The following is a 25,618-nucleotide window of genomic DNA, read 5'->3' as shown; positions in this document are numbered from 1 at the left end:
GCGCCCTCAGCGCCGCCGGCCGGATGGCCGCGAGATCCTGCTGCCGGAAATGGCGCCATTCAACACAGGACGGACGATCGTGCTTCGCGACGACATCAACGCGGCCCTCAAAGAGGCGCTAAAGGCCCAGGATAAAAAGAGAACCGGGACGCTCCGCCTCATCAATGCGGCGCTCAAGGACCGGGATATCGAGCAACGGGGACATGGCAAGGACCCGCTCACCGACGACGAACTGCGCGCCCTGCTCGCCAAGATGGTGAAGCAGCGTGAGGAGAGCGCCCGCATCTATGACGAAGCGGGCCGCCCCGAGCTTGCCGCGCAGGAGCGCGAGGAAATTACCTACATCCAGGCCTTTCTGCCTAAACAGCTTTCCGAGGCCGACACGCGCGCTGCCATCGCCGCGGTGATCGCCGAGATCGACGCCAAGGGCATCAAAGACATGGGCCGCACCATGGCCGTGCTGAAGGAGCGCCATGCCGGCGCGCTGGATTTCGGCAAGGCCTCCGGCTGGGTGAAGGACGCGTTGACGGCGGCCTGACGGGGCCGGTTCACACCACCTTTCCGGGTGCTGTTCGGGGGCGGAATCGGTGACGTTCGGCAGATGCCGGGTCCGATTCCGCCCCCTTTTCTATTTCCGGCTCCAGATCTTCCGGTCGACGCCGGGGGGCAGGTCGGCCATCTCGTCGGCGACGAACACCGGCTCCTTCCCCGCCTTCCGCTGCGTAATATAATCCTGCGTCAGCCGCACCACCGTGCCCGAGAGCAGGACGATGGCGACAAGGTTGATGGAGGCCATCAGCCCCATGGAGGCGTCCGCCGTGTTGAACACGGTGGCGACGCTCTGCAGCGATCCCCACACCACCATGGCCAGCAGCGCGACGCGCAGGATGATGACGCCCGAGACATGGCCATGGCCGAGGAAGACCAGCGCGTTTTCGGCATAGGAATAATTGCCGATGATGGAGGTGAAGGCGAAGAAGAAGATGGCGATGGCCACGAAATAGCGCCCGAGCCACCCCACATGCACTTCCAGCGCAGCCTGGGTGAGCTGGGTTCCGGTGAGTTCCGCCGAGGGCACCACCTCCGACAGCAGGATCAGCAGCGCGGTGGCGGTGCAGATGACGATAGTGTCGATGAACACCCCCAGCGACTGCACGAAGCCCTGGCTCACCGGGTGGTGCGGGTCGGGCGTCGCCACCGCGGCGATGTTGGGGGCGCTGCCCATGCCGGCCTCGTTGGAGAACAGGCCGCGCTTCACCCCGTTCATCATGGCCGCCGCCACCGAGCCGGCGACGCCGCCCGCCGCCGCGCCGACGCCGAAGGCGCTGCCGACGATGTGGGCGAGGATGCCGGGCACCAGGGTGATGTGGGTCACGAGCGCGTAGAAGGCGAGGCCCACATAGGCGAGGGCCATGAAGGGCACCACGAATTCGGCGGTGCGGGCGATGGTGGCGATGCCGCCGAAGATGATGACGCCGGACATGAGCGCCACCACCAGCCCGGTGCCGAGCTTCGGCACGCCAAAGGCACCCTCCACCGCATCGGCGATGGAATTGGCCTGCACCGCGTTGAACACCAGGCCGAACGAGATGATGAGGCAGACCGAGAACAGCCCGCCCGCCCACGAGGCCTTGAGGCCATGGGCGATGTAGAAGGCCGGGCCGCCGCGATAGCGCCCCTCCTCGTCCTTCACCTTGTAGAGCTGGGCCAGTGTGCTCTCGGCAAAGGCGGTGGCCATGCCCAGCGCCGCCACCACCCACATCCAGAAGATGGCCCCCGGCCCGCCCAAGGTGAGCGCCACCGCCACGCCGGCGATGTTGCCGGTGCCGACGCGGGAGGCGAGCGAGGTGCACAGGGCCTGGAACGGCGTGATACCCGATTTGTCGGTGTCGTTGGAGCGCAGCACCGACCGCAGCATCTCGGGGAAATGGACGATCTGCACGAAGCCGAGCCGCAGGGTGAAATACACGCCCACCGCCAGCAGTCCGTAGATCAGGATGTAGCCCCAGAAGATGGTGTTGAGGAAATCGATCACCGCATCCATGTCGGCCCCCCCCCGCTGAAACCGTGAAGCTTACCAGCGGGGCTGTGGCGGTCCATCCCTGCCCACACCGCGTGCGCCACTTTGTGGACACAATTCGGAGACGGCGGGAGGGGTGTGGATAAGGGGGATTGCGGGGGTGAACCACTCTCGCGCCCCGGACGCATGCAGCGACAGCGGAATGCGAGCCGGGGCCCAGCGCAACAGTCCGCCGAAGGCGGTTCCTGACCCTCCGCCCTCAGGCTTTGCCCCGCTGCGCGGGAGTCTTGCGCTGGACCCCGGATCAGCGCTCCACCTTCGGTGTCGTTTGTCCGGAGAACAGCTCTCGCGCCCCGGACGTATGCAGCGCAGCGGAATGCGAGCCGGGGCCCAGCGCAACGGTCCGCCGAAGGCGCTTCCGAACCCCACCGCTCTCAGGCTTCGTCCCGCTTCGCGGGGAGTCTTGCGCTGGACCCCGGATCCGCGCTCCACCTTCGGTGTCGCTTGTCCGGGGAACAGGTCAGGACAGCCAGTCCTCTGCCAGATCGCGCCAGTCGGGGTTGTCCCGTTCGATGAGGGCGAGTTTCCAGTCCCGGTGCCACCTCTTCAGCCGCCGTTCGTGAGCGCGGGCAGCGTCCAGATCATCGAACAGATCCACATGCACGAGGAGGTAGACGGCATATTTGCGGGTGAAGCCGGGGACGGCGCCGGAGCGGTGCTCGAACAGGCGGCGGGCCAAGTCGTTCGTGACGCCCACATAAAGCGTCCCGTTGCGGCCGCTCGCGAGGATGTAAACGGCGAAGCTCGGCATTTGCCCGAAGGTAACAGGATTCGGCCCCGCTGCGCGGGAGAGGTATCCCCTACCCCGGATCAGCGCTCCGGCGTCCGCCGTCGATTGTCCGGGGAACAGCTCTCGCGCCCCGGACGCATGCAGCGCAGCGGAATGCGAGCCGGGGCCCAGCGCAACGAACCGCCGAAGGCGCTTCCGAGCACAAGCGCTCTCGGGCTTTGCCCCGCTGCGCGGGAGTCTTGCGCTGGGCCCCGGATCGGCGCTCCGGCTCCGCCGTCGCTTGTCCGGGGCACGAGGGTGGTTGACGCGGCCCGGGTGCCGCCCCCCGTTTCCCCCTCCCCCATTCCCGGCTACACTGAAGGGCTGATCTTCCGGCGCCTGACTTTGGGTGACCGACGTCCCGCGCCCCTCACAGACTGCTGGCTCCGCCTGTCCATGCGCTTTTCACCCGCCTTTCTCGACGAGATCCGCGCCCGGCTTCCGGTGTCGGAGGTGGTCGGCCGTCGGGTGAAGCTGAAGAAGCAGGGGCGCGAGTTCGCCGGGCTCTCGCCGTTCAACGCGGAGAAGTCGCCGTCCTTTTTTGTCAATGACCAGAAGGGCTTCTACCACTGCTTCTCCTCCGGCAAGCACGGCGACGTGTTCGATTTCCTGATGGAGACGGAGGGCGCCTCCTTCGGCGAGGCGGTGGAGCGGCTGGCCGCCATGGCGGGCCTGTCCCTGCCGCAGGAGACGCCGGAGGCGGCGGCGAAGGAGCAGCGACGGCGCACCCTCTATGAGGTGATGGCGCTGGCGGCCAAGCATTTCGAGGCCAATCTGCAGTCCCGCCTCGGCGCCAAGGCGCGCGGCTATCTCGCCGACCGGGAGATCGGGCCCGCCACGCAGAAGCGATTCGGCCTCGGCTATGCGGCGGGCGAGCGCTTCAACCTGAAGGAAGCGCTGGGCAAGGAGGGCGTTTCCGTCGCCGACATGGTGGAAGCGGGCCTGCTCATCTCCGGCGAGGACATCCCCGTCCCCTACGATCGCTTCCGCGACCGGGTGATGTTCCCCATCACCGACCTCAAGGGCCGCGTGGTGGCCTTCGGCGGCCGGGCGCTGGAGAAGGACGTTCCGGCGAAATACCTCAATTCCCCGGAGACCCCGCTCTTTCACAAGGGGTCCTTGCTTTATAACGGCTTTTCCGCCCGCACCGCCGCCCAGTCCGGCGCCCGCGTCATCGCGGTGGAAGGCTATGTGGACGTAATCGCCATGGTGGAGGCGGGCTTTACCGGTGCCGTGGCACCGCTCGGCACCGCCCTCACCGAGGACCAATTGCAATTGCTCTGGCGCATGTCGGAGGAGCCGCTGCTGCTGTTCGACGGCGACAAGGCCGGCCGGCGCGCCGCCCATCGCGCCATCGACCTCGCGCTGCCCCACCTGAAGGCCGGGCGCAGCCTGTCGTTTGCCGCCCTTCCCGAAGGTCAGGACCCGGATGACCTGATTCGCCGCTCCGGCCGCGAGGCCATGGAGCAGGTTCTGGCGCAGGCGCGCCCTCTCGCTGCGGAACTCTGGGCGCGGGAAAGCGAAAATGCCTCGCTGGAGACCCCGGAGCGTCGGGCGGGGCTGGAAGGCCGGCTGAACGAGGTCGTGAACGCCATCGGCGACGAGACGGTGCGCAAGCATTACCGGGCGGATCTGATGGGCCGGTTCAACGCCCTCGTTGCCCCTGCGGATCGCGCGCGCGGTCCCGGTCGCGGGGGCGGCAGCCGGGAGAGCTGGTCGCCCGGTTTCACCCCCGGACGGGGGCGCGGCGGCAAGTTTCCCGGTAAGCCTTCCGCCCCGCCCCTGGCCCCGCGCGGCCAAGAGATTGCAAGGAGCGCGCTGGTGCGCGGCCCCATGGCCGCCCTGCCCCGCAACGAGGCGCTGCTGCTGTTCTGCCTCATCAACCACCCCTTCCTTTTGGACGAGGCGGGCGAGGAGGTGTCGAGCCTGCCCCTCGCCAATCCGGAGGCCGACCGGCTGCGCCGCGCGCTCATCGAGGCGCACCTGGAGGGGCTGGACGCGGAGGCCCTCGCCGAGCATCTCGACCGCTCGGATCTCGACGCCCTGACGCGCCGGGTGAAGGCCCTCGCCAACCCCCGACACGACTGGCCAGCCTATTCAGATACCGCAGAAGCCGATGTTCGGCTCTGGTGGCATCAGCGCACGGCCTTGCATCGCAAGGCTCACGCGCTATCTAGAGAGCTGAAGGAAGCCGAGCGCACGCTGGGGGAGGATCCCAGTGAGGTCAATTTCGCCTGGTTGAGGGACGTCCGCGAGCGCCTGTCGGCGATCGAGGGGACCGAGGCGCTGGTGGAAGGGTTCGGTGCATCTTCGGGTCGTTCGGCCGTCCGGTCCCTTTAGGGGCGCGCAAGCCGGAGCGGCACAATTTGGCCAAGAGCGTCTGGCATGGCCCGCAGGGCGGGTGCATGCCGAAGCTTCGGCCCACGGGACGGAAGGCAGCCTGCCGCCGACGACCATAGGGGTTGGAAGCGCGTTCAGGCTGGTTTAACGGGATGGCGTCAAAAAGGCCGCTCCCGGGTTCAAGGGCAAAAGGTGGCGAGGCAGAGGAGCCGCGCCGCCGTTCTGCTGTTGGAAATCGGCGGGATCAGCAGGAGAAGTCGATGGCGAAGCAATCTTCCGAAGCCACAGAGGCCCCGGAGAAGGAGACCGACGCCCCCGACGGGCCGTTGCTCGACCTGTCCGACGCCGCTGTGCGGAAGATGATCAAGAACGCCAAGCGGCGCGGCTACGTGACCTACGAGCAGCTCAACGAGGTGATGCCTTCCGAGGAAGTCACCTCCGAGCAGATCGAGGACACGCTGGCGATGCTCAATGACATGGGCATCAATGTCATCGAGGCCGAGGAAGCCGAGGCCGAAGAGGGCAGCGAGGAGACCGAGACTCCCGACGAGCCAGAAGAGGCCGAAGGCGGCGAGCTCGCCGAGCCCGCCCCGCGCGCCGTCGCCCGCGCCGAGACCAAGTCCGAGCCGGCCGAGCGCACCGACGACCCGGTGCGCATGTACCTGCGCGAGATGGGCTCGGTGGAGCTGCTCTCCCGCGAGGGCGAAATCGCCATCGCCAAGCGCATCGAGGCCGGCCGCGAGGCCATGATCGCCGGCCTGTGCGAGAGCCCCCTCACCTTCCAGGCCATCATCATCTGGCGCGACGAGCTGACCGAAGGCCGCGTGCTGCTGCGCGACATCATCGATCTCGAAGCCACCTATGCCGGCCCCGAGGGCAAGAACCCGCCCGCGGCCCTCGGCGAGGAAGCGGCCCTTGCCCCCGAGGCGGGCGAGGACGGCCTGCTCGGCGACGGCGCCGGCCCGGATGGCGAAGAGGACGACATGGAGAATTCCATGTCCCTCGCCGCCATGGAGGCGGAGATCAAGCCGAAGGTGGTGGAGACCTTCGACCGCATCCATTCCAGCTACACCAAGCTGCGCCGCCTGCAGGACCAGAACGTCGAGTCCAAGCTCAAGAACGAGACCCTCTCGCCCGCGCAGGAGCGCAAGGCGAAGAAGCTCAAGGAAGAGCTGGTGGGCGACGTGAAGAGCCTGTCGCTCAACCAGGCGCGCATCGACGCGCTGGTGGAGCAGCTCTACGAGATCAACAAGCGCCTCGTGGGCTACGAGGGCCGCCTGCTGCGTCTCGCCGATAGCTACGGCGTCTCCCGCGACGACTTCCTGAAGAACTACATGGGCGCGGAGCTGGACCCCAAGTGGGTGCTGCGCATCTCCAAGCTCGGCACGCGGGGCTGGAAGGGCTTCGTCGCGCACGAGAAGGACACCATCCACGAGATCCGCGGCGACATCCACGCGCTGGCCACCGAGACCGGGCTGGAGATCGCCGAGTTCCGCAAGATCGTGCAGATGGTGCAGAAGGGCGAGAAGGAAGCCCGGCAGGCCAAGAAGGAAATGGTGGAGGCGAACCTGCGCCTCGTCATCTCCATCGCCAAGAAATACACCAACCGCGGCCTGCAGTTCCTGGACCTCATCCAGGAGGGCAACATCGGCCTGATGAAGGCGGTGGACAAGTTCGAGTACCGCCGCGGCTACAAGTTCTCCACCTACGCCACGTGGTGGATCCGGCAGGCCATCACCCGCTCGATCGCCGACCAGGCGCGGACCATCCGCATCCCGGTCCACATGATCGAGACGATCAACAAGATCGTCCGCACCTCGCGGCAGATGCTGCACGAGATCGGCCGCGAGCCCACCCCCGAGGAGTTGGCCGAGAAGCTCGGCATGCCCCTCGAGAAGGTGCGCAAGGTGCTGAAGATCGCCAAGGAGCCCATCTCCCTCGAGACGCCCATCGGCGACGAGGAGGATTCGCACCTCGGCGACTTCATCGAGGACAAGAACGCCATCCTGCCCATCGACGCCGCGATCCAGAGCAATCTGCGCGAGACGACGACCCGGGTGCTGGCCTCCCTCACCCCCCGCGAGGAGCGCGTGCTTCGCATGCGCTTCGGCATCGGCATGAACACGGACCACACGCTGGAGGAAGTCGGCCAGCAATTCTCCGTGACGCGCGAGCGTATCCGCCAGATCGAGGCCAAGGCCCTGCGCAAGCTCAAGCACCCGAGCCGCTCGCGCAAGCTGCGCTCGTTCCTCGACAATTGAGCGGCGCACGTCTTCAGGATCAAACGGCAGGCTTCGGCCTGCCGTTTTCGTTTGGGCGCCCGGTCCCTGAACTCGGCTGCTGCCGGGCGGTGACAAGCGCATAGAACAAGCCTCGCGCCCCGGACGCATGAAGCGTCAGCGGAATGCGAGCCGGGGCCCAGCGCAAAGGTCCGCCGAAGGCGCTTCCTGATCCCGGCGCTCGAAGGCATTGCCCCGCTTTGCGGGAATCTTCCCCTGGCCCCCGGATCGGCGCTCCGGCTTCGCCGTCGCTTGTCCGGGGAACGGGCGTTCTAGGGATGGTCACACCCCCAGAAACCGCCCCACCAGCTCCGCATCCCCCGCGAAATCCGCAGCCGCACCGGAATGCACCACCCGGCCCTTCTCCATTACCGCCACCTGATCGCACACGCCGGCGAGCGCCGAGACGTGTTTGTCGACGACGATGAGGGAGAGCCCCTCCCCCTTCAGCACGGAGAGCACCGCCCAGATCTCCGCGCGGATGAGTGGGGCGAGGCCTTCGGTGGCCTCATCCAGAATGAGCAGGCGGGGATTGGTCATCAGCGCGCGGCCGATGGCGAGCATCTGCTGCTCGCCGCCGGAGAGGCGGTTGCCGTAGTTGCGGCGCCGCTCGGCGAGGCGCGGGAACAGCCCATAGACGCGCTCCAGCGTCCACGGCGGCAGGCCGGAGCGGCCGGGGGTGGCGGTGGCGACGAGGTTTTCCTCCACCGTGAGCGTGGGGAAAATCTGCCGCCCCTCGGGCACGAGGCCGAGGCCGAGGCGGGCGATCTTGTGCGGCTTCAACCCGCGCAAGGCCACGCCGTCGAAGATGAGCGTGCCGCCGCTCGGCGGCAGAAGGCCCATGAGGGCGCGCAGGGTGGTGGTCTTGCCCATGCCGTTGCGGCCCACCAGCGCCAGCGCGCCGCCCACGGGCACGGATAGATCCACGCCGAACAGAGCGGGCGTGCCGCCATAGCCGGCGGTGAGGCCCGTGATGGTGAGGAGCGGCGCGCTCATGCGCCGTCCCCGAGATAGGCGGCGCGCACGGCGGCGTCGGCGCGCACGGCGTCCGGCGTGCCGCAGGCGATGATGCGCCCGTTGACCAGCACGCTGATGCGGTCGGCGAGGCGGAACACCGCATCCATGTCGTGCTCCACCAAGAGGATGGCGCAGCGGCCCTTGAGGCGGGTGAGCAGCGCCACCATGGCGGCGGATTCCGCCGGGCCGGTGCCGGCCATGGGCTCGTCCAGCAGCATCAGGCGCGGGCGGACGGCGAGCGCCATGGCGAGTTCCAGCGCCCTTTTCTCCCCATGGCTGAGCGCGGCCGCCGCCACCTCGGCACGGGCGCCAAGGCCCACTTCTTCGAGCAGGCCGGCCGCCTCCTCCCGCGCCGCGCGGTCGGAGGACGCGGGGCGCAGCAGGCGGAAGGTGCGCCCGCGCGCCGCCATCACCGCCAGCGCCGCATGCTCCAGCGCGGTGAAGCGGGGGAAGATGGAGGTGATCTGGAACGCCCGCGCCAGCCCCAGCCGCGCCCGGCGATGCACCGGCAGGCGGGTGATGTCCGCCCCGTCGAAGCGGATCGTGCCAGCGTCGGGCATCACCTCGCCGGCGATCTGGCCCACGAGAGTGGTCTTGCCGGCGCCGTTGGGGCCGATGAGGGCGTGGATCTCGCCGGGCAACACCGCGAGCTCCACCCCGGCCGTCACATGCAGCGCGCCATAGGCCTTGGCGAGGCCGGCGATGTGGAGCAGCGCCTCAGCCATCGCGCCGTCCCCCGAGCAGGGCCTTGATGCCGCCCCGCGCCAGCACCAGCAGCACCAGCAGCGGGCCGAAGATGATGCGCCAGTGCTCGGTGAGATGGGCAAGCCCATCCTCCAGCAGCACCACACCCAGCGCGCCGAGCACCGGGCCGAGGGCGGTGCCCGGCCCGCCCGCCACCACCATCACGATGAATTCCGCCGAGCGGTGCCAGGAGAGGTAGGCCGGGCTCACGAACTCGGTGAGGTTGGCATAGAGCGCGCCCGCGAGCCCGGCGAAGGCGCCGGCGATGACATAGGCGACGAGGCGATAGGCATAGGGGTCCACCCCCAGCGCGCGCAGCCGCCGCTCATTGTCCCGCCCCGCCGCCAGCACCCGGCCGAAGGGGGAGCGCGCCAGCATGGTCGAGACGAGCACGGTGAGGGCGAGGAGGCCGAGCACCACGTAATGAAAGGTCTTCGGGTCCTTCAGCCAGCGCATCCCCGCCACGGTGGAGCGGGCGGCGAGCGTCAGGCCGTCGTCCCCGCCATAGGCGGACAGGCTCTGGGTGACGAAGAAGGCCATCTGCCCGAAGGCCAAAGTAATCATGATGAAATAGACGCCGCGCGTGCGCAGCGAGATCGCCCCCGTCACGAGGGCGAACAGGCCGGCCGCCGCCATGGCCACGGGGAAGGCGACGAGGGCGTCGCGCACGCCCTCCTCCATCAGGATGCCCACCGCATAGGCGCCGATGCCCATGGTGGCCGCATGGCCGAAGGAGACGAGCCCGCCCTGCCCCAGGATGAAGCCGAGGCTGGTGGCGGCGAGGGCGAAGATCATGGCCCGCGCCACCAGCGTCAGCAGCGCCGTATCGGCGAAGGCCGGCACGGCGGCGAGGGCCGCGAACGTGACGAGGGCGAGGAGGGCGCGGGTCATGCCGGCGCCGGGAACAGGCCGCGCGGGCGGAAGAAGAGGATGGCCGCCATCAGCACATAGACGCTCATGGAGGCGAGCGCCGGCCCGGCCGCGCTGGCGGCGGAGGCGGACATGACGAGTTTCAATATGTCGGTAAGGAAGGAGCGGCCGAGCGTGTCGATGAGCCCCACCAGCAGCGCCGCCACGAACGCCCCGCGCATGGAACCGATGCCGCCGATGACGATAACCACGAAGGCGAGGATGAGGAGATTGTCGCCCATCCCCGGCTCCACGGAGAGGATCGGCCCCGCCATGGCGCCGGCAAAGGCCGCCAGCATGGCGCCGAAGGCGAAGATGCGGGCGAACAGGGCATTGATGTCCACCCCCAGCGCCGAGACCATGGGCGCGTTGGTCGCCCCCGCCCGCAGCAGCATCCCCGCCCGCGTGCGGGTGACGAGCACATAGAGGAGCCCCGCCACGCCCAGCCCCGCGCCGATGAGGACGAGGCGGTAGACGGGATAGTTCAGCCCGTCCATCAGCCGCACCGAACCCGACAGCGCCTGCGGCATGGGGATGGCGAGGGGCGCCGAGCCCCACACCATGCGCACCGCCTCGCTCACGAACAGGATGATGCCGAAGGTGGCCAGCACCTGATCGAGATGATCCCGCCCGTAGAGCTGGCGGATGACGAGGCGCTCCAGCAGCAGCCCCAGCACCAAAGCGGCGGCAAGGGCCAGCGGCAGGCCCAGCCAGAAGCTGCCGGTGAGGGCGGTGGCCGTCACCATCAGATAGGCGCCCAGCATGTACTGGACGCCGTGAGCGAGATTGATGACATCCATCACCCCGAACACCAGCGTCAGCCCCGCCGCCACCAGGAACAGCAGGATGCCGAGCTGGAGCCCGTTGAGCATCTGGACGAGGAAGAGGGTGAGGGTCATGGATCGCGCGGGTGGACAAAGGAAGAGTGTTACGCACCCAAGCCGCCGTCATGGCCGGGCTTGTCCCGGCCATCCACGTCGACCCGCGCGCGCCAATGCGGCAGGACCGTTCCCGGCCTTACCACGTGGATGCCCGGCACAAGGCCGGGCATGACGGTGACTCATCAGAATTTCGTCCCCCGGACAAGCGACACCGCAGGTGGAGCGCTGATCCGGGGTCCAGGGGAGAAGTCGGCGAAGCCGGCGAAAGCCGTCCCAGCCTCAGGGCACGCCGCCTGCGGCGAACCCTTGCGCTGGACCCCGGCTCGCATGCCGCTTTCGCTGCATGCGTCCGGGATGCGAAATGAAGTGAGGGTGGCCCCTCACTTCATTTCGCACTTTTCCGCGTAGGCGTCGCCATAGTTGGAGAAGACCTTCTCCTGCACCATGGTCTCCACCTTGCCGTCCGGCCGCTTGCCCACCTTCACGAGGTAGAAGTCCTGGATGGGGAACTGGTTGGTGTTGAACTTGAAGTTGCCGCGCACGCTCGAAAAGTCCGCCTTCTTCAGCGCCGCGCGCACGGCGGCCTTGTCGGCGGTCTTGCCGCCGGTGGCCTTCAGCGCGCTGTCGATGAGCTTGGCGGCGTCATAACCCTGCGCGGCGTAGAGCGCGGGGATGTAGCCGTATTCCTTCTCGAAGGCGGCGACGAAGGCCTTGTTGGCGGGCGTGTCGAGGTCCGGCGCCCAGGCCGCGCCGGAATAGAAGCCGAGCGCCGCCTCGCCGGTGGCGGGCAGCGTCGTCTCGTCCACGGTGAAGGCGGAGAGGAAGGGCGTGGTGTCGGCGAGGCCCGCCTGCCGGTACTGCTTCACGAGGTTCACGCCCATGCCGCCGGGCATGAAGGTGAACACCGCATCGGGCTTGGCCGCCGCGATCTTGGCGAGTTCGGCGGAGAAATCGAGCTGGCCGAGCTGGGTGTAGATCTCGTCCGCCACCTCGCCCTTGTAATAGCGCTTGAAGCCGGCCAGCGAATCCTTGCCCGCCTGATAGTTGGGGGCGATCAGCACCACCTTCTTGAACCCCTTGTCCTGCGCATACTTGCCGAGAACCTCGTGGTTCTGGTCGTTCTGGTAGGAGGCGGAGAAGAAGAAGGGGCTGCACCCGGCGCCGGCGATGGTGGAGGGGCCGGCATTGCCGGAGATGAGGAAGGTCTCGTTCGCCGTCACGGGCTTGGCCACCGCGCCCATCACGTTGGAGAAGACCACGCCGGCGACGAAGTCCACCTTGTCGCGCTCCAGCAGGCCCTTCACCTTCTGCACGGCGATGTCCGGCTTCAGCTCGTCATCGACGACCACCACCTCGGTCGGCTGCCCGCCGAGCTTGCCACCCAGCTCCTTCACCGCCAGCAGGAAGCCGTCGCGCATGTGCTGGCCGAGCACGGCGGAGGGGCCGGAGAGGGTCGAGACCAGCCCCACCTTCACCGGATCGGCGGCGGCCGCGCCGGACAGTGCGAGGGTGCCGAGGAGCGCGGTGGAGGCGAGAAGTCCCTTGAAACCCATGGCGGTGGAGTCCCCGTTGGATGGTTCTGACGTGATGGTTCTGACGTTATTCGTCTGACGTGGCGGCACCCTTGCAGAGCCGCGCGCGCCAGACAAGCCGGATGTCGGGTGCGCCGCCCTTACGGCCCCCGCGCGGGGGGCAGGCCGGCGGCGACGCGCTCTTCCAGATAGGGGAAGAAGGGGTTGGAGGACATGCGCACCAGCATCTCCACGCCCACCACCAGCGCCCCATATTCCCCGCGCGCGGCGATGTCGCCGAGGCGGATGCCGAATTTTTCCGCCGGGTCGGGATCAAGCCCGTAGAGCCCGTCCGACAGGGGGAAGGGCACCGCCACGTGGGAGAGGGAATAGACATCGTCCGGATAGAGGGCGGAGAGCGGCCGCACCGTCTCCTCCGTCGCATCCGCCAGCGTCTCCCGCACCACGGTGGCGGACGAGCCGGGCGCCGCATTGCCGATGACGGCGGTGCGGAAGCGGCGGGGGCCGGCGGCAGCAGAGACGAGATGGCGGTGTCGGCCCGTCGGTTCAGCAGATCCTCGAACTGGCCCGAGCGGTTGATATCGACCAGCACCAGCTCGCTGCCGTTGTCCTCCAGCCGGGCGTGCAACTGCTCGATCACCGCCTGCGCGCTCACCGTATGGTCCAGCACCGACTGGAAGGTAAGCACCGGCGCCAGCCCGGTGAGGCGGCCGGAGCGGGCATGACGCTCGATATTGGCCTGGAGCACCTGCGTCAGCGCGAAGGATTCCCGCGCGGCGTGCACCGGGAAGGAATTGTACTTGAAGGGGTTGAACTCGGGCGTGATGTTCAGCCACGCCGCCTTGGCGAAGGCCGGGAAGATGGCCGGCAGGCCCGCGAGGCCGGCGAAGCGGGCAAACTCCGTCACCCCCACCATGGGCGACATGAGCACGATGCGCGACGGCGCCACGAGGCCGGGATCATCCAGCGCGTCGAGCGCGTGCATCAGCGCCAGCGCGCCACCGTTGGAATAGCCGACGATATGCACCGGCTTGCCCGGCCCCACCCGCTTGCGGGCCTCGCGCATGGCAAGGCGGGTGGCGGCGATCCAGTCCTCGTGGCCGATCTCGGTCAGCGATCCCGGTACCGTGCCATGCCCGGGCAGGCGCAGCACGATGGCGATGAAGCCATGGTCCGCATAGAGCTGCGCCAGATGGCGGTGGCTGTAGGGCGAATCGGTAAGCCCGTGCAGGAACACCGCCGCCCCGGCGGGCTCGCCTTTCGGCTGGAGCACGTGGGTGCGGTTGAAATCCTGCGCGAAGCTCGGCGGATAGATGGGGCTCGCGGCAAAATAGCGGTTGAAGCGGACGCGGTCTTCCGGGTCCACCTTGTCGGTCACATTGGCCTTCACGCCGGCAAAGGCCTTGTCCTCGGCGGCCATGTAGGCGGCGAGATCCGCGCTCGCCATGGCGCTGCGGCTCATCTCCGGGGGATGGTAGGTGTGCCAGCGCTCCAGCGGCGGGCCGCGCTGGGAATCCACCGCCCGCACCACGAAGATGGTGGCGACCACGGCAAAGATCAGCAGCGCCAGGATTTTCACCGTGCGCTTCGTCCCCCGCCACATGACCCCGAACGCCCCCATCCCATGCCTCCCCCATCGCGCGGCGAACCTACAGGGCAAAGCCTTGCCGGCAAAGCCGGGACGGGACGCGGGAGGCGTTGGGAACCGCTCTCGCGCCCCGGACGCATGCAGCGCCAGCGGAGGGGAGGTTTAAACCGTCATCGCCCGGACAAGCCGGGCGATGACGGCGGAGAGCCTGGAGCCCGCAGCCCCGGGATGGCACGGTGGGGTTACGCTTCGTCCCGCCACGCGACCACCTTCATCCCCCCAGCCCCTTGCGGCGGGCGGGTGGCGTCGCTATCTGCGGTTCACGCCCAAAAGAGGCTGCATCGCCATGGAAAACCTGAAGCTCATCGCCCTCGACGAGGAAGACCTCGCCATTTTTTCCGCCCATCTGCAGGATGCGGTGGTGAAGATGGTGGACATGGGCTTCCTGCCCCGGCTGCAGCGCTTCGCCCTGGTGCTGAACCGCTTCGACTGGGACCAGAAGGTCGTCGCCAACGAGACCGTCCGCCGCCGCACCGGCCTGCATTTCGAGCGGGTGCGCGACGTGAAGTGCCGCGGCATGGAAGAGGCGCAGCGCACCGGCGTGCTCAACCTGCTCGCCGTCACCTTCATGCCCGGCGACCTGCCCTCGGGCTTCGTCTATCTCACCTTCTCCGGCGGTGCCGAGGTGCGGCTCGAAGTCGAGTGCATCGAGGCGGGCCTGCGCGATCTCGGCCCCGCATGGGGGTGCACCCACGCCCCCAAACATCCGGAAGTTGCCTTGCCCCCCACCGGCGTCGGCGGGAGCGCCGGGCAGGGCTGAACGCGCCCATTAACCAGGATCGCGACTGCCCGAGGCCGCCCCTATCCGGCGGCCTTTCCGCGTTGTATCGCAATCTGAATCGCCCGTTTGGGACGCGTCCGCATGGCAGAGCGGATCCGATCCTTCTTTCCGGACGTAATAACGTCGCAAAAATCGGTTAGAGGGCCGGATTCCCCCCCCCCGCAGAGGATTGCAGTTCGCGTCGCCATGTCGTTTCGATCTTTAAATACAGCGTCGGTTTCGACATTGCCGCGGCGTTGGATCCTGATCTACGGAAGTATAATAGTAACGGCCATCGCAGTATTTCTCGCCATCCTGCAGGCCGATCTCATCCACTCCGTCTTTTTCATCGGCGAGGCGCATCAGGTCTGGCATCTCGACGAGCTGTTCGCCGCGTGGATCGTTGCGACCGGCGCGCTCATCGCGATCCTGATCGTCCGCGAAAGTGAGCTGCGCAAGCTCATCGTCCAGCAGCGCGAAATCCTGAAGCTGGTGGACGACGCCTCCGCCTTCGACGGTCTGACCGGCATCGCCAACCGCCTACAGTTCCAGTCGGAGTTCGGCCGCGAGCTGAAAGAGGCCTGGCACAAAAGCTCGCGCCTCGCCCTCCTCGTGGTCGATGTGGACCTGCTGCGTTCGGTCAACGAGACACACGGGCACGGCGCCGGCGACGATCTCCTGCGCCAGGTGGCGACGCGCCTCGTGTCGGTGCCGCATCGCCACGGCATGGTCGCCCGGCTCGGCAGCGGTGAATTCGCCATCCTGTTCCCCATGGGATCGGACGAGACCGAGGCGCTGTTCCGGCTGGCGAGTCGTATCCTGTCGCGGCTGCGCGAGCCATTCGACTGCAACGGTACCCAGGTGGACATTACCGCCAGCATCGGCATCAGCAAGTATCCGCGCGACGGATCGTCGGCGACGGACCTGCTCCAGTCGGCGGAGAAGGCACTGCGGCAGGCCAAGGCGGCGGGCAAGGACTGCTATGCGCTCTACGATTCCGGCCTCGACGCCCGCGGGCGGGAGCGCCGGAGCCTGGAAACCGAGTTCCGGCGCGGCCTCGAGGCCGGCGAGATCGTGGCCCAGTACCAGCCGGTGGTCTGCCTCAAGACGGGCGAGACGGTGGGGTTCGAGGCGCTGGCGCGCTGGCAGCACCCCACGCGCGGCCTCCTCGGCCCCGCCGAGTTCATCCCCATCGCCGAGGACGAGGGCCTCATCGACCCGCTCTTCACCGCCATGCTGCGCCGGGCGGGCGATGACCTCGCCACCTGGAAAACGCCGCGGACGGTGGCCGTGAACCTGTCTCCGGTTCAACTGGTGGACCCGCACCTGCCGGACCGCACCCTGGCCCTTCTGGAGCAGATGAACATCCCACCGGGGCAGATCGAGCTGGAAATCACCGAGACCGGCCTGCTGGCGGACTTCGAGGCGGCCCGCAAGACGCTGGTCGCGCTCAAGGAGGCGGGGGTGCGCATCTCCCTCGACGATTTCGGCACCGGCTTCTCCAGCCTGCGCCACCTCAACGAGCTGCCCATCGACAAGATCAAGATCGACCGCTCCTTCACGCGGCGCATCGCCACAGAGGCCCAGAGCTGCAAGATCATCGCCTCCATGCTCAGCCTCGGCCGGGCGCTGGAGCTGACCACCGTCGCCGAGGGCGTCGAAACCCGCGAGGAGGCCGATTTCCTGTTGAGCGAGGGCTGCGAGCTGGGACAGGGCTACCTGTTCGCCCGCCCGCTCTGGCCGCAGGAGGCCTTCGCCACCGCCGGCCGCTTCGGCGGCTGACGCTCCTACCTCAGGGGGGCAGGCCCGGCCGGCGCGCCGTTGCGGGGCAAATGCTGCCGCACCGCTTGGGGCTTCCCTCGCGCGCGAACCTGCTCTAGCAAGGCGGCATGCCGATCCGCCTCACCATCAGCCAGCCCGACTTTCCCGAGCGCTTCATCGAATTCCTCGGCTCCAAGCGCGAGGCGTCCGTGGACGTGCAGGACAAGGTGTCCGCCATCATCGCCGACGTCCGCGCCCGCGGCGACCGGGCGCTGGTGGACCTCTCCCGCACCTTCGACCGGGTGGACCTCGACGCGCTGGGCATCAAGGTGAGCGACGCCGAGCTGGACGCGGCGCTCGCCTCCATCCCGGACGAGACCCGCGCGGCGCTGGAGTTCGCCAAGGCCCGCATCGAATCGCACCATGCCCGCCAGAAGCCGGCGGACGAGACCTATGTGGACGCCGCCGGCGTCACCCTCGGCCACCGCTGGACCAGCGTGGATGCCGTGGGCCTCTACGTGCCGGGCGGCACCGCGGCCTATCCCTCCTCCGTGCTCATGAATGCGGTGCCCGCGCAGGTGGCCGGCGTGCCGCGCATCGTCATGGTGGTGCCGGCGCCGGACGGCGTGATTGCGCCGCTGGTGCTCGCCGCCGCGCGCCTTGCCGGCGTGCACGAGGTCTATCGCGTGGGCGGGGCCCAGGCGGTGGCAGCGCTGGCCTATGGCACGGAAACCATCCGGCCGGTGGACAAGATCGTCGGCCCCGGCAACGCCTTCGTGGCGGCGGCCAAGCGGCAGGTGTTCGGCAAGGTCGGCATCGACATGGTGGCCGGCCCCTCCGAGGTGCTGATCCTCGCCGATGGTGACGCCAGCGCGGACTTCATCGCCGCCGACCTCCTCGCCCAGGCGGAGCACGACACGGCCGCGCAATCCATCCTCATCACCTCCTCGCCGGAGCTGGCGGATCGGGTGGAGAAGGCGGTGGAGGGGATGCTCGCCACCCTGCCGCGCGCCGAGATCGCTTCCGCCTCCTGGCGCGACCACGGCGCCATCTTCCTGGTGGACAGCCTCGCCGACGCCATCCCGCTGGTGGACCGCATCGCGCCCGAGCATCTGGAAATCCACGCGGCGGATGCCGACGCTCTGGCCGCGCAGGTGCGGCACGCCGGCGCCATCTTCATCGGCGCCTGGACCCCGGAAGCCATCGGCGACTATGTGGGCGGCACCAACCATGTGCTCCCCACGGCCCGCTCGGCCCGCTTCTCCTCCGGCCTCGGCGTGCTGGACTTCATGAAGCGCACGTCGATCCTCAAGCTCGATGCCGACGCGCTGGAAAAGCTCGGGCCGGCCGCCGTGCGCCTTGCCGCCGTGGAACGGCTCGACGCGCACGGGCGGTCCGTCTCCATCCGCACCAACAGATGACGGGGAAATAGCGATGAGCAACAAGGCGGAGACAAAGCCCTCGGCCCGGCTCAGCGCCGTGACCCTCGACGAAGCCTCCATCGGCCACGGCGGCAGCCCGGACATCGAGCACGAGCGCGCCACGGCCATCTGGGACCTCATCGAAGACAACAGCTTCATGCCCTGCGGCGATCCCGGCGAGGGGCCATACCAGCTCTTCATCTCGCTGGCCGACAACCGTCTCGTGCTGGACATCAAGCGCGAGAGCGGCGAGCAGGTGGTGCAGCACCATCTCTCCCTGACCCCCCTGCGCAAGGTGGTGAAGGACTATTTCCTGATCTGCGAGAGCTATTACAACGCCATCCGCACCGCCTCGCCGAGCCAGATCGAGGCCATCGACATGGGCCGGCGCGGCCTTCACAACGAGGGATCGACGCTGCTTCAGGAACGCCTCAACGGCAAGGTGGTGGTGGATTTCGACACCGCCCGCCGCCTGTTCACCCTCGTCTGCGCCCTGCACTGGAAAGGCTGACCGGCGATGGAGCCCCCTGCGGCGTCCCAGCGCTCAGCGCGGCCGCAATCGGTTCTCTTCATGTGCGGGCAGAACGTGGTGCGCTCGGTGATGGCGTCCGCGCTCGCCCGGCATCTGTTCGGCAAATCCATCTATGTGGGCTCGGCCGGAGTGATCGCGGGTGATCCCGACCCCTTCGTCACGGCGGTGATGGACGAGATCGGCCTCGACGTGAAGAAGCACCGGCCGCAGAGCGTCGAAGACCTGGAGGAATACGAGGGGCTCAACTTCGACCTCGCCATCTCGCTGTCGCCCGACGCCCACCACCGCGCGCTGGAGCTGACCCGCACCAACGCCCTCAAGGTGGAATACTGGCCCACCCCCGACCCCACCGGCGAAGGCGGCAACCGCGAGCAGCGGCTGGAGGCCTACCGCAACGTGCGCGACGAGCTGGAGCGCCGCATCCGGGCGCGGTTCCGGCAGCCCTAGGACACCCGCCCCCCGGAAGCTACGCCTGCCCCGCCTCCTCGGTCGCCACCCGGCCGGAGAACAGCTCGGCGACGAAGCGCGTGTCGGGATGGTGGGCGCACAAGGTGAGGCCGGCAATCAGGATCGGCACGCCGATGAAGGCGCCGGCAATGCCCCAGAGGAAAGCGAAGAAGAACACCGCCAGCAGCACCAGCACCGGCGACACCGACAGCGCCTTGCCGGCGAGACGCGGCTCCAGATAGCTGCCCGACAGGAACTGGATGATGTTGAGGCACACGAACACGAACACCGCCATCTCCCAGCTCTCGAACTGGGCGAGGGCGAAGAGCGTGGGCAGCAGCGTCGCCACGAACGGGCCGATGAAGGGGATGTAGTTCAGCGCGAAGGCGATGGCGCCCCAGGCCAGCGCCAGTTCCAGCCCGGCGGTGAGGGTGAAGGCCCACACCACCGCGCCGGTGGCGATGCTCATGAGCGTGCGCACCGCCATGTAGGTCTGCATCTTGCGGGCGATGTCGGCGAGCGCCGGGGCGAGGAAGGGCGCGCGGCCGGAGCGGGAGAGGCGCAGTACCTGGCTCTTCATGGCGTCCACTTCGAGCAGGCCCAGCAGCACGTAGATGAAGGTGAAGACGAGGAAGCTCGCCATGCCCTGCAGGCGGCCGGACAGATCCTGGAACAGGCGCAGCAGCCAGCGCACGTCGAAATGCTCGGCCCACAGGCCGGCGAGGACGAAGCCGTGGCCTTCCAGCCAGACCGCCGCCTGGCCATAGAGCGTCTGGAAGCGGGCGGCGTTCTGGAACACCCAGGCGGCCACATGGCTGAAGCCCCACACCACCACGGAGGACACCGCCCCCACCACCGCCAGCGTGATGAGAAGCGTGCCGAGCACGGCCACCATCTTGGGCAGCTTCGCCTCCAGCCGCGCCAGCAGCGGATGCACCACGGCGATGACAAACAGCGCGAAGACAACCGGCGCCAGCAGCGCGCCCGTCACGTAGAGCGCCGCGAACACGACCACCGCCGCCGCCAGCCCCACCAATCCCCGCATCATCCCGCCTCCGGTTTCCCCATGGCGATTACCTGAGGCCGAGACGATTGGCGAGCCTCACGCGGCAAGCTTCACGCGACAAGGATGCGCCGCATGGCCCGAAGCCCGAGGCCGGCGGCGCCCGGCCCGTTGACCAGCGCGAACACGCCGAAGGGCGACGGCGCGTCCGTGCCCTGCCAGGCGAGGAAGCCCATCCACGCCGTGAAGCCCGCCACCGCCCCGTCCTTGGTGACGAGGGCGAGCGGGCCGGAGGCGTCGGCCACGTCGTGCATGATCCAGCCATAGGCGGTGCGCGGCGCCTTGCCGCCGCCGCAGCGGGGGGAGGCGAAGATGTTGCCCTGCTGGTAGGCGAGGGCCGGGCTCTCCATGCCCCCCGCGCCATGGCCCATGCTGGTCCTGAGGAAGGCCAGCATGTCAGCGCCGGTGGAGACGATGCCGCCCGCGCCGACGCCGGTGAGGCGGGTGGGCGCATAGTCCGCGCGTGGCGGCAGAGGCTGCCAGTTTTTCCGATAGCCGATGGGGAGTTGCGGCTTCATCCCGGGCCGGAAGATGCCGGTAGCGGACATGCCCATGCCGGCGGCGTAGGCCTTCAGCGCACGGTCGTAGCGCTCAGCCGCCGCCCCCATGCTGCCCTGCCCCGCGCCTGATCCGGCCAGCGCCAGCAGCGACCAGCTGAGGTTGGAGTAGGAGTAGCAGCTCCCCGGCGGGAACAGCGGCTGGAGCGTCGCGAGATAGGGGAACATCGTTCCGAAGCTCGCCATCACGCCGGGCGGATGCACCCCGCCCTGATTGTCCTGCGCCATGCCGGACTGGTAGCGCGCGATATCGGCGAGCGGAGTGCGCGCGAGGCCCGGCGAGAGCGCGCGGGGGGCGAGCCAGTCGCCGAGATTGCCCTTGAACGGTCCATGCGCCTGATAGTGCAGGCAGGCGGTGAACACCTTGGAGATGGAGCCGATGGCGAACGGCGTTCCGCCATCGAGCGTCATGGGCCGCCCGCCGGGATGGGTGAGGTCCGGCGCGGCGGCGAGGAAGAGCTGGCCGTTGCCGCGCGGATTGACCACGCCCAGCACCACCGCGAGCCGCGCGCCATGCTGCGTGCGGGCTCGCGCCACCTCGGCGTCCGCCATCTGCTGCAGCGCCTCGAACGGCAGGCGCGGATAGCCCGCGGCGAAGGCCGGGCGGGTCAGCATCCCCGCCGCGAGGGCTCCCTTCAGAAATGCGCGCCGGTCCAGCATGCCCTGCCTCCCTCGCCCGCAGAATGGCTTGGCGCGCGGCGGATGGCGAGCCTACGCGTGTATGCAATGCGCATCAGAACCGACGCATCTGCACAAAATTTCGGCCGCAAATGCCCAGCCGAGGCGCAGGCCTTTGCCTGGCGATTCTGGCAAGCCGTTGAAAACAAATGCGCGACGGCTTGGCACGCGGGTTGCTTTTAGAGATGTCGAGTTGGTGGCTAGGGTTCCGGCATCCAAAAGATGCGCTGGTCCGAGAGCTGCCACCGCGACGGGAGACATCCGGCGCGGGTGCACGGCGGGATAAAAGCCCGGGAGACCTCAGTGGCCAAGGAATTGGCGGCACTGGTCTCGCCAATTCCCAATTCGTCGAAGCGAAGGGGAATTTGAATGCGCACTCCGGTTTCGTCCAAACTTCATCGTCTGAAATCCGCGCTCGCGGGGGCTTTCGGCCTCGCGGCAGTCGCCGGCCTCGCGCTCGGCGCCGGCCCGGCGGAAGCCGCGCCGAAGAAGGAATTCAAGGTCGCCTGGTCGATCTATGTGGGCTGGATGCCCTGGGGCTACGCCAACGACACCGGCATCGTGAAGAAGTGGGCCGACAAGTACGGCATCAAGATCGATGTGGTGCAGTTCAACGACTATGTGGAGAGCATCAACCAGTACACGGCCGGCGCCTTCGACGCCCTGACCGTGACCAACATGGATGCCCTCTCCGTGCCCGCCGCCGGCGGCGTGGACACCACCGCCGTCATCGTCGGCGACTTCTCCAACGGCAATGACGCCGTGATCCTGAAGGGCAAGAAGGACCTCGCCGCCATCAAGGGCCAGAAGGTCAACCTCGTCGAATTCTCCGTCTCCCACTATCTGCTCGCCCGCGCGCTTGAATCGATCAAGCTGAAAGAGCGCGACGTGAAGGTGGTGAACACCTCGGATGCCGACATGGTCGCCGCCTACAAGACCAAGGCGGTCACGGCGGTCGTCACCTGGAACCCGCTGGTGTCGGAAATCCTCACCGACAAGAACGCCCACGCGGTGTTCGATTCCTCCAAGATCCCCGGCGAGATCATGGACCTCCTCGTCGCCAACACCGCCGTGCTGAAGGACAACCCGGACTTCGCCAAGGCGCTGGTGGGCATCTGGTACGACACGACCACCCTCTTCACCGCCGACACGCCGGAAGGCAAGGCGGCGCGCGAGGCCATGGGCAAGGCCTCCGGCACCGACCTCGCCGGCTTCGACAGCCAGCTCGCCGCCACCCGCCTCTTCGCCAAGGCCCCCGAGGCCGTGGCCTTCGTGCGCTCGCCGGATGTGGGCACCACCATGGACCGCGTGCGCAAGTTCCTGTTCGAGAAGGAGCTGCTCGGCTCCGGCGCCAAGTCCGCCGACGCCATCGGCATCGAACTGCCCGGCGGCAAGGTGCTGGGCGACGCCAAGAACGTGAAGCTGCGCTTCACCGACACCTGGATGGCGATGGTCGCCGACGGGAAGCTGTGAGGGGGTAGCGCCATCCTCGTATCCCGGACAAGCGAAGGCGCAGCCTGAGCACTGATCCGGGATCCAGGGGAAGGCCCTGCGCAGCAGGCCGTATCCTGCCAGCCGAGCTGGCATAAGCCGCCTTCGGCGAACCCGTGCGCTGGGCCCCGGCTCTCCTTGCGCTGACGCTCCAGTCGGCCGGGGCGCGAGGCCTGTCCCCACCGACATTCTCCAGGCTGGGCGGCCCTTCAACCCGCCCGCCGTCTTCCCACCCTTCAGGAGCAGCGCTGATGCGCCTCATCAATGTCAGGCCGGATCGGGGAACGGCGCTGTTCCTTGCCGTCCTCCCGTTCGCCCTGGTCGTTCTCGCCTACATTCTCGGCTCGGCGCAGCGCCTTGCGGAGAACCCGGACGACAAGCTGCTGCCGAGCCTGCCCTCCCTCGGCAATGCCATCGTGAAGATGGCCTTCACCGCCGATGCCCGCACCGGCGACTATCTGCTGTGGACGGACACGTTCGCCAGCATGGAGCGGCTGCTGGCGGCGCTGGCCATCGCCACCGTCATCGCCCTCGTCATCGGCGTGCTGGTGGGCATGCTGCCCCTCGTGCGGGCGCTGCTGGCGCCGTTCGTCGCCATGGTGTCCATGGTGCCGCCGCTGGCGCTTCTGCCCATCCTGTTCATCGTCATGGGGCTGGGCGAGGAATCCAAGATCGCCCTCATCACCATCGGCATCACGCCCTATCTGGTGCGCGACCTCGCCATGCGGGTGGAGGAGCTGCCGCGCGAGCAGATGATCAAGGCGCAGACGCTCGGCGCCTCCACCTGGCAGATGATGGTGCGCGTGGTGCTGCCGCAGATCCTGCCCCGCCTCATGGACGGGCTGCGCCTGTCGCTGGGCCCGGCCTTCCTCTTCCTCATCGCGGCGGAAGCCATCGCCTCGGATTCGGGCCTCGGCTATCGCATCTTCCTGGTGCGGCGCTATCTCGCCATGGATGTGATCCTGCCCTACGTGGCCTGGATCACCCTCATCGCGGTGGCCATGGATTTCGGCCTCGCCCGCGCCCGCCGCGCCCTCTTCCCCTGGTTCGGAGGCGCGAAATGACCGCCATTTCCGTGCGCCATCTCTGGAAGGAATATGGCGAGCAGATCGTACTCGAGGACATCAGCCTCGAATTCGCGCCACGCTCCTTCATCGCCCTTGTCGGCCCCTCCGGCTGCGGCAAGACCACCTTCCTGCGCATCCTGCTCTCCGAGGAAACCGCGACACGGGGCGAGGTGCTCATCGAAGGCCAGCCCATCGCCCGCGAGCCGGGCGCCGACCGGGGCGTCGTCTTCCAGCGCTATTCGGTGTTTCCCCACCTCACAGTGCTGGGCAACGTGCTGCTCTCCGCCGAGATGGCGGAAGCGCCGCTCACCGGCCGGCTGTTCGGCGCCCGTCGCCGGCAGGCGCAGGACGAGGCCCGCGCCCTCATCGAGGAGGTCGGCCTCAAGGGCGCGGAGGACAAATATCCGGCGGCGCTTTCCGGCGGCATGCAGCAGCGCCTCGCGCTGGCGCAGGCCATCATGCGCAAGCCCAAGATCCTGCTGCTGGACGAGCCGTTCGGCGCGCTCGATCCCGGCATCCGCGCCGACATCCACCAGCTGATGCTCAAGCTGTGGAACACCTGCGAGATGACGGTGGTGATGGTGACCCACGACCTCAAGGAGGCCTTCACGCTGGCCACCCGCATCATCGCATTCGAGCGCCGCCGCAACCGGCCGGAGGAAAAGGCCCGCTACGGCGCCACCATCGCCAAGGACATCGAGGTCTGGCCCAAGCGCATTGCGGGCCAGCTGAAGCTCAAATCCACCGCCCCCGGCCGGGACGACCCGGCCATTCCCTCGGGCACCGGCCGGGACGACCCGGCGCTGAAGACGGCTTGAGGAGACAGCCATGACCGTCAGCGTCGAAACCCAGAAGTTCATCGAAGAGAACAAGCGCCGCTACGAAGAGCTGAAGGCGGCCGGCCAGCAGCACGCGCCCAAGGCCCTGCCCGGCCCCACCTTGCGCGGCTCGGCTTCCATCATGCCCGGCGCGGTGCTGCACACCGAGACCATCCCCGGTGGCTGGTACTGGTCCACGCCGCTGAAGGCGGGCGAAGCCCTGCGCATCCATCTGGCGCACGGGCCGGCGGCGGTCTCCATGATCGCCTGGTCGGCCACCGACGCCTCCGAGCGGCTGAACTATGCCGACACGGTGAAGGTGCAGTGGACCTCGGCCCTCGGAAAAGGCCGCGTGCTGTTCTCCGACATGGGCCGGGTGATGTTCTCCATGATCGAGGACACCACCGGCATGCATGACGCGCTGGTCGGCGGCTCCACCCCCGCCTCCAACCGCGCCCGCTATGGCGAGAAAGTGCTGCGCAACACGCGCGACAACTTCATCCTGGAGGCGCTGAAGCTCGGCCTCGACAAGCGGGACATTCCCCCCGCCTTGACCTTCTTCGCCCCCGTGCGCACGGACGGGGATGGCGCGTTCCGCTGGATCGAGGACGCCCGCCAGCAGGGCGACTTCGTGGACCTGCGCGCGGAGATGGACCTCATCGTCGCCCTCTCCAACTGCCCGCATCCCATGGACCCGGCGCCGGACTATGCCCCGCCCCCGGTGGAGGCCATCCGCTTCCAGCCGCCCGCCCCCGCCGCGGACGATCTCTGCCGCACCGCCACCATCGAGGCCGTCCGCGGCTTCGAGAACAACGCGCGCTGAG

Annotated in this window: 22 protein-coding genes and 1 riboswitch; of the genes, 12 read left to right on the top strand and 10 right to left on the bottom strand. The window is 68.3% G+C overall.

Annotated features, from left to right (window positions below):
• The first annotated feature begins 49 nt into the window (after positions 1–49).
• Positions 50–538, top strand: a complete 489-nt coding sequence (locus A37E_RS0116735) for a GatB/YqeY domain-containing protein (RefSeq protein ID WP_029557666.1) — start codon at positions 50–52, stop codon at positions 536–538.
• A gap of 90 nt (positions 539–628) precedes the next feature.
• Here the strand turns inward: A37E_RS0116735 and A37E_RS0116730 are convergent, their stop codons facing one another.
• Positions 629–2,044, bottom strand: a complete 1,416-nt coding sequence (locus A37E_RS0116730) for an alanine/glycine:cation symporter family protein (protein ID WP_029557665.1) — start codon at positions 2,042–2,044, stop codon at positions 629–631.
• A 496-nt stretch (positions 2,045–2,540) separates the two neighbouring features.
• Positions 2,541–2,831, bottom strand: a complete 291-nt coding sequence (locus tag A37E_RS0116725) for a GIY-YIG nuclease family protein (RefSeq protein WP_029557664.1) — start codon at positions 2,829–2,831, stop codon at positions 2,541–2,543.
• Positions 2,832–3,245: 414 nt separating this feature from the next.
• Here A37E_RS0116725 and dnaG point away from each other — a divergent pair, with 414 nt between their 5' ends.
• Positions 3,246–5,189: a DNA primase gene (dnaG, locus tag A37E_RS0116720; RefSeq protein WP_029557663.1), complete on the top strand. Its 1,944-nt coding sequence runs from the start codon at positions 3,246–3,248 to the stop codon at positions 5,187–5,189.
• Between the two features lie 260 nt (positions 5,190–5,449).
• Positions 5,450–7,450: an RNA polymerase sigma factor RpoD gene (gene rpoD / locus A37E_RS0116715; RefSeq protein ID WP_029557662.1), complete on the top strand. Its 2,001-nt coding sequence runs from the start codon at positions 5,450–5,452 to the stop codon at positions 7,448–7,450.
• 300 nt (positions 7,451–7,750) lie between these two features.
• Here rpoD and A37E_RS0116710 read toward each other — a convergent pair whose 3' ends face one another.
• The 6 genes from A37E_RS0116710 to A37E_RS25445 form a co-directional block, all read right to left on the bottom strand.
• Positions 7,751–8,464, bottom strand: coding sequence for an ABC transporter ATP-binding protein (locus A37E_RS0116710; RefSeq protein ID WP_029557661.1), 714 nt, complete (start codon positions 8,462–8,464; stop codon positions 7,751–7,753).
• A complete protein-coding gene (locus tag A37E_RS0116705) occupies positions 8,461–9,210 on the bottom strand; it encodes an ABC transporter ATP-binding protein (RefSeq protein ID WP_029557660.1) in 750 nt (249 codons plus the stop codon). The genes A37E_RS0116710 and A37E_RS0116705 overlap by 4 nt, the downstream gene beginning before the upstream one ends.
• Complete coding sequence (locus A37E_RS0116700; RefSeq protein ID WP_038193267.1) at positions 9,203–10,120, bottom strand: branched-chain amino acid ABC transporter permease; 918 nt, start codon at positions 10,118–10,120, stop codon at positions 9,203–9,205. Before A37E_RS0116700 ends, A37E_RS0116705 begins: the two co-directional genes overlap by 8 nt.
• Positions 10,117–11,037 (bottom strand): branched-chain amino acid ABC transporter permease, encoded by a 921-nt coding sequence (locus A37E_RS0116695; RefSeq protein ID WP_029557659.1) that lies wholly within the window; start codon positions 11,035–11,037, stop codon positions 10,117–10,119. Before A37E_RS0116695 ends, A37E_RS0116700 begins: the two co-directional genes overlap by 4 nt.
• Before the next feature lie 362 nt (positions 11,038–11,399).
• Positions 11,400–12,572, bottom strand: a complete 1,173-nt coding sequence (locus A37E_RS0116690) for an ABC transporter substrate-binding protein (protein ID WP_029557658.1) — start codon at positions 12,570–12,572, stop codon at positions 11,400–11,402.
• A gap of 46 nt (positions 12,573–12,618) precedes the next feature.
• A complete protein-coding gene (locus A37E_RS25445) occupies positions 12,619–14,172 on the bottom strand; it encodes an alpha/beta fold hydrolase (RefSeq protein ID WP_245279360.1) in 1,554 nt (517 codons plus the stop codon).
• 313 nt (positions 14,173–14,485) lie between these two features.
• On the opposite strand from A37E_RS25445, the gene A37E_RS0116680 reads away from it, so the two are divergent.
• The 5 genes from A37E_RS0116680 (at position 14,486) to A37E_RS0116660 (ending at position 19,120) form a co-directional block, all read left to right on the top strand.
• A complete protein-coding gene (locus A37E_RS0116680) occupies positions 14,486–14,959 on the top strand; it encodes a DUF2948 family protein (RefSeq protein WP_051679117.1) in 474 nt (157 codons plus the stop codon).
• A 246-nt stretch (positions 14,960–15,205) separates the two neighbouring features.
• Entirely contained in the window at positions 15,206–16,741 is a 1,536-nt protein-coding gene (locus A37E_RS0116675; protein ID WP_051679116.1) for an EAL domain-containing protein, read from the top strand.
• Between the two features lie 107 nt (positions 16,742–16,848).
• Positions 16,849–18,141 carry a histidinol dehydrogenase gene (gene hisD / locus A37E_RS0116670; protein WP_029557655.1) on the top strand — a complete coding sequence of 431 codons (1,293 nt, stop codon included), beginning with the start codon at positions 16,849–16,851 and terminating at the stop codon, positions 18,139–18,141.
• 13 nt (positions 18,142–18,154) lie between these two features.
• The gene (locus A37E_RS0116665) at positions 18,155–18,652 is read left to right on the top strand and encodes a UPF0262 family protein (RefSeq protein WP_024279952.1); all 498 of its coding nucleotides are present in this window, start codon (positions 18,155–18,157) and stop codon (positions 18,650–18,652) included.
• A gap of 6 nt (positions 18,653–18,658) precedes the next feature.
• Positions 18,659–19,120, top strand: a complete 462-nt coding sequence (locus A37E_RS0116660) for an arsenate reductase ArsC (RefSeq protein WP_024279953.1) — start codon at positions 18,659–18,661, stop codon at positions 19,118–19,120.
• Positions 19,121–19,139: 19 nt separating this feature from the next.
• Here the strand turns inward: A37E_RS0116660 and A37E_RS0116655 are convergent, their stop codons facing one another.
• Together A37E_RS0116655 and A37E_RS0116650 are read right to left on the bottom strand one after the other, a co-directional pair.
• Positions 19,140–20,168 carry an AI-2E family transporter gene (locus A37E_RS0116655; protein ID WP_038193264.1) on the bottom strand — a complete coding sequence of 343 codons (1,029 nt, stop codon included), beginning with the start codon at positions 20,166–20,168 and terminating at the stop codon, positions 19,140–19,142.
• Between the two features lie 68 nt (positions 20,169–20,236).
• Positions 20,237–21,400: a serine hydrolase domain-containing protein gene (locus A37E_RS0116650; protein WP_029557653.1), complete on the bottom strand. Its 1,164-nt coding sequence runs from the start codon at positions 21,398–21,400 to the stop codon at positions 20,237–20,239.
• Between the two features lie 207 nt (positions 21,401–21,607).
• Positions 21,608–21,717: riboswitch (guanidine-I (ykkC/yxkD leader) on the top strand.
• A gap of 70 nt (positions 21,718–21,787) precedes the next feature.
• On the opposite strand from A37E_RS0116650, the gene A37E_RS0116645 reads away from it, so the two are divergent.
• The 4 genes from A37E_RS0116645 (at position 21,788) to A37E_RS0116630 (ending at position 25,617) form a co-directional block, all read left to right on the top strand.
• Positions 21,788–22,891: a putative urea ABC transporter substrate-binding protein gene (locus tag A37E_RS0116645; RefSeq protein WP_029557652.1), complete on the top strand. Its 1,104-nt coding sequence runs from the start codon at positions 21,788–21,790 to the stop codon at positions 22,889–22,891.
• Between the two features lie 269 nt (positions 22,892–23,160).
• A complete protein-coding gene (locus A37E_RS0116640; protein WP_029557651.1) occupies positions 23,161–23,973 on the top strand; it encodes an ABC transporter permease in 813 nt (270 codons plus the stop codon).
• The gene (locus tag A37E_RS0116635) at positions 23,970–24,794 is read left to right on the top strand and encodes an ABC transporter ATP-binding protein (RefSeq protein WP_029557650.1); all 825 of its coding nucleotides are present in this window, start codon (positions 23,970–23,972) and stop codon (positions 24,792–24,794) included. Before A37E_RS0116640 ends, A37E_RS0116635 begins: the two co-directional genes overlap by 4 nt.
• A 10-nt stretch (positions 24,795–24,804) precedes the next feature.
• Positions 24,805–25,617: an urea amidolyase associated protein UAAP1 gene (locus tag A37E_RS0116630; RefSeq protein ID WP_029557649.1), complete on the top strand. Its 813-nt coding sequence runs from the start codon at positions 24,805–24,807 to the stop codon at positions 25,615–25,617.
• The last annotated feature ends 1 nt before the right edge of the window (position 25,618 follow it).

It is taken from the genome of Xanthobacter sp. 91, from assembly GCF_000702385.1.
In the GTDB taxonomy this organism is placed as follows: Bacteria; Pseudomonadota; Alphaproteobacteria; order Rhizobiales; family Xanthobacteraceae; genus Xanthobacter; species Xanthobacter aminoxidans.
Note: the sequence above shows the minus strand (reverse complement) of the source record. Positions and strands in the feature narration are given on the sequence as shown.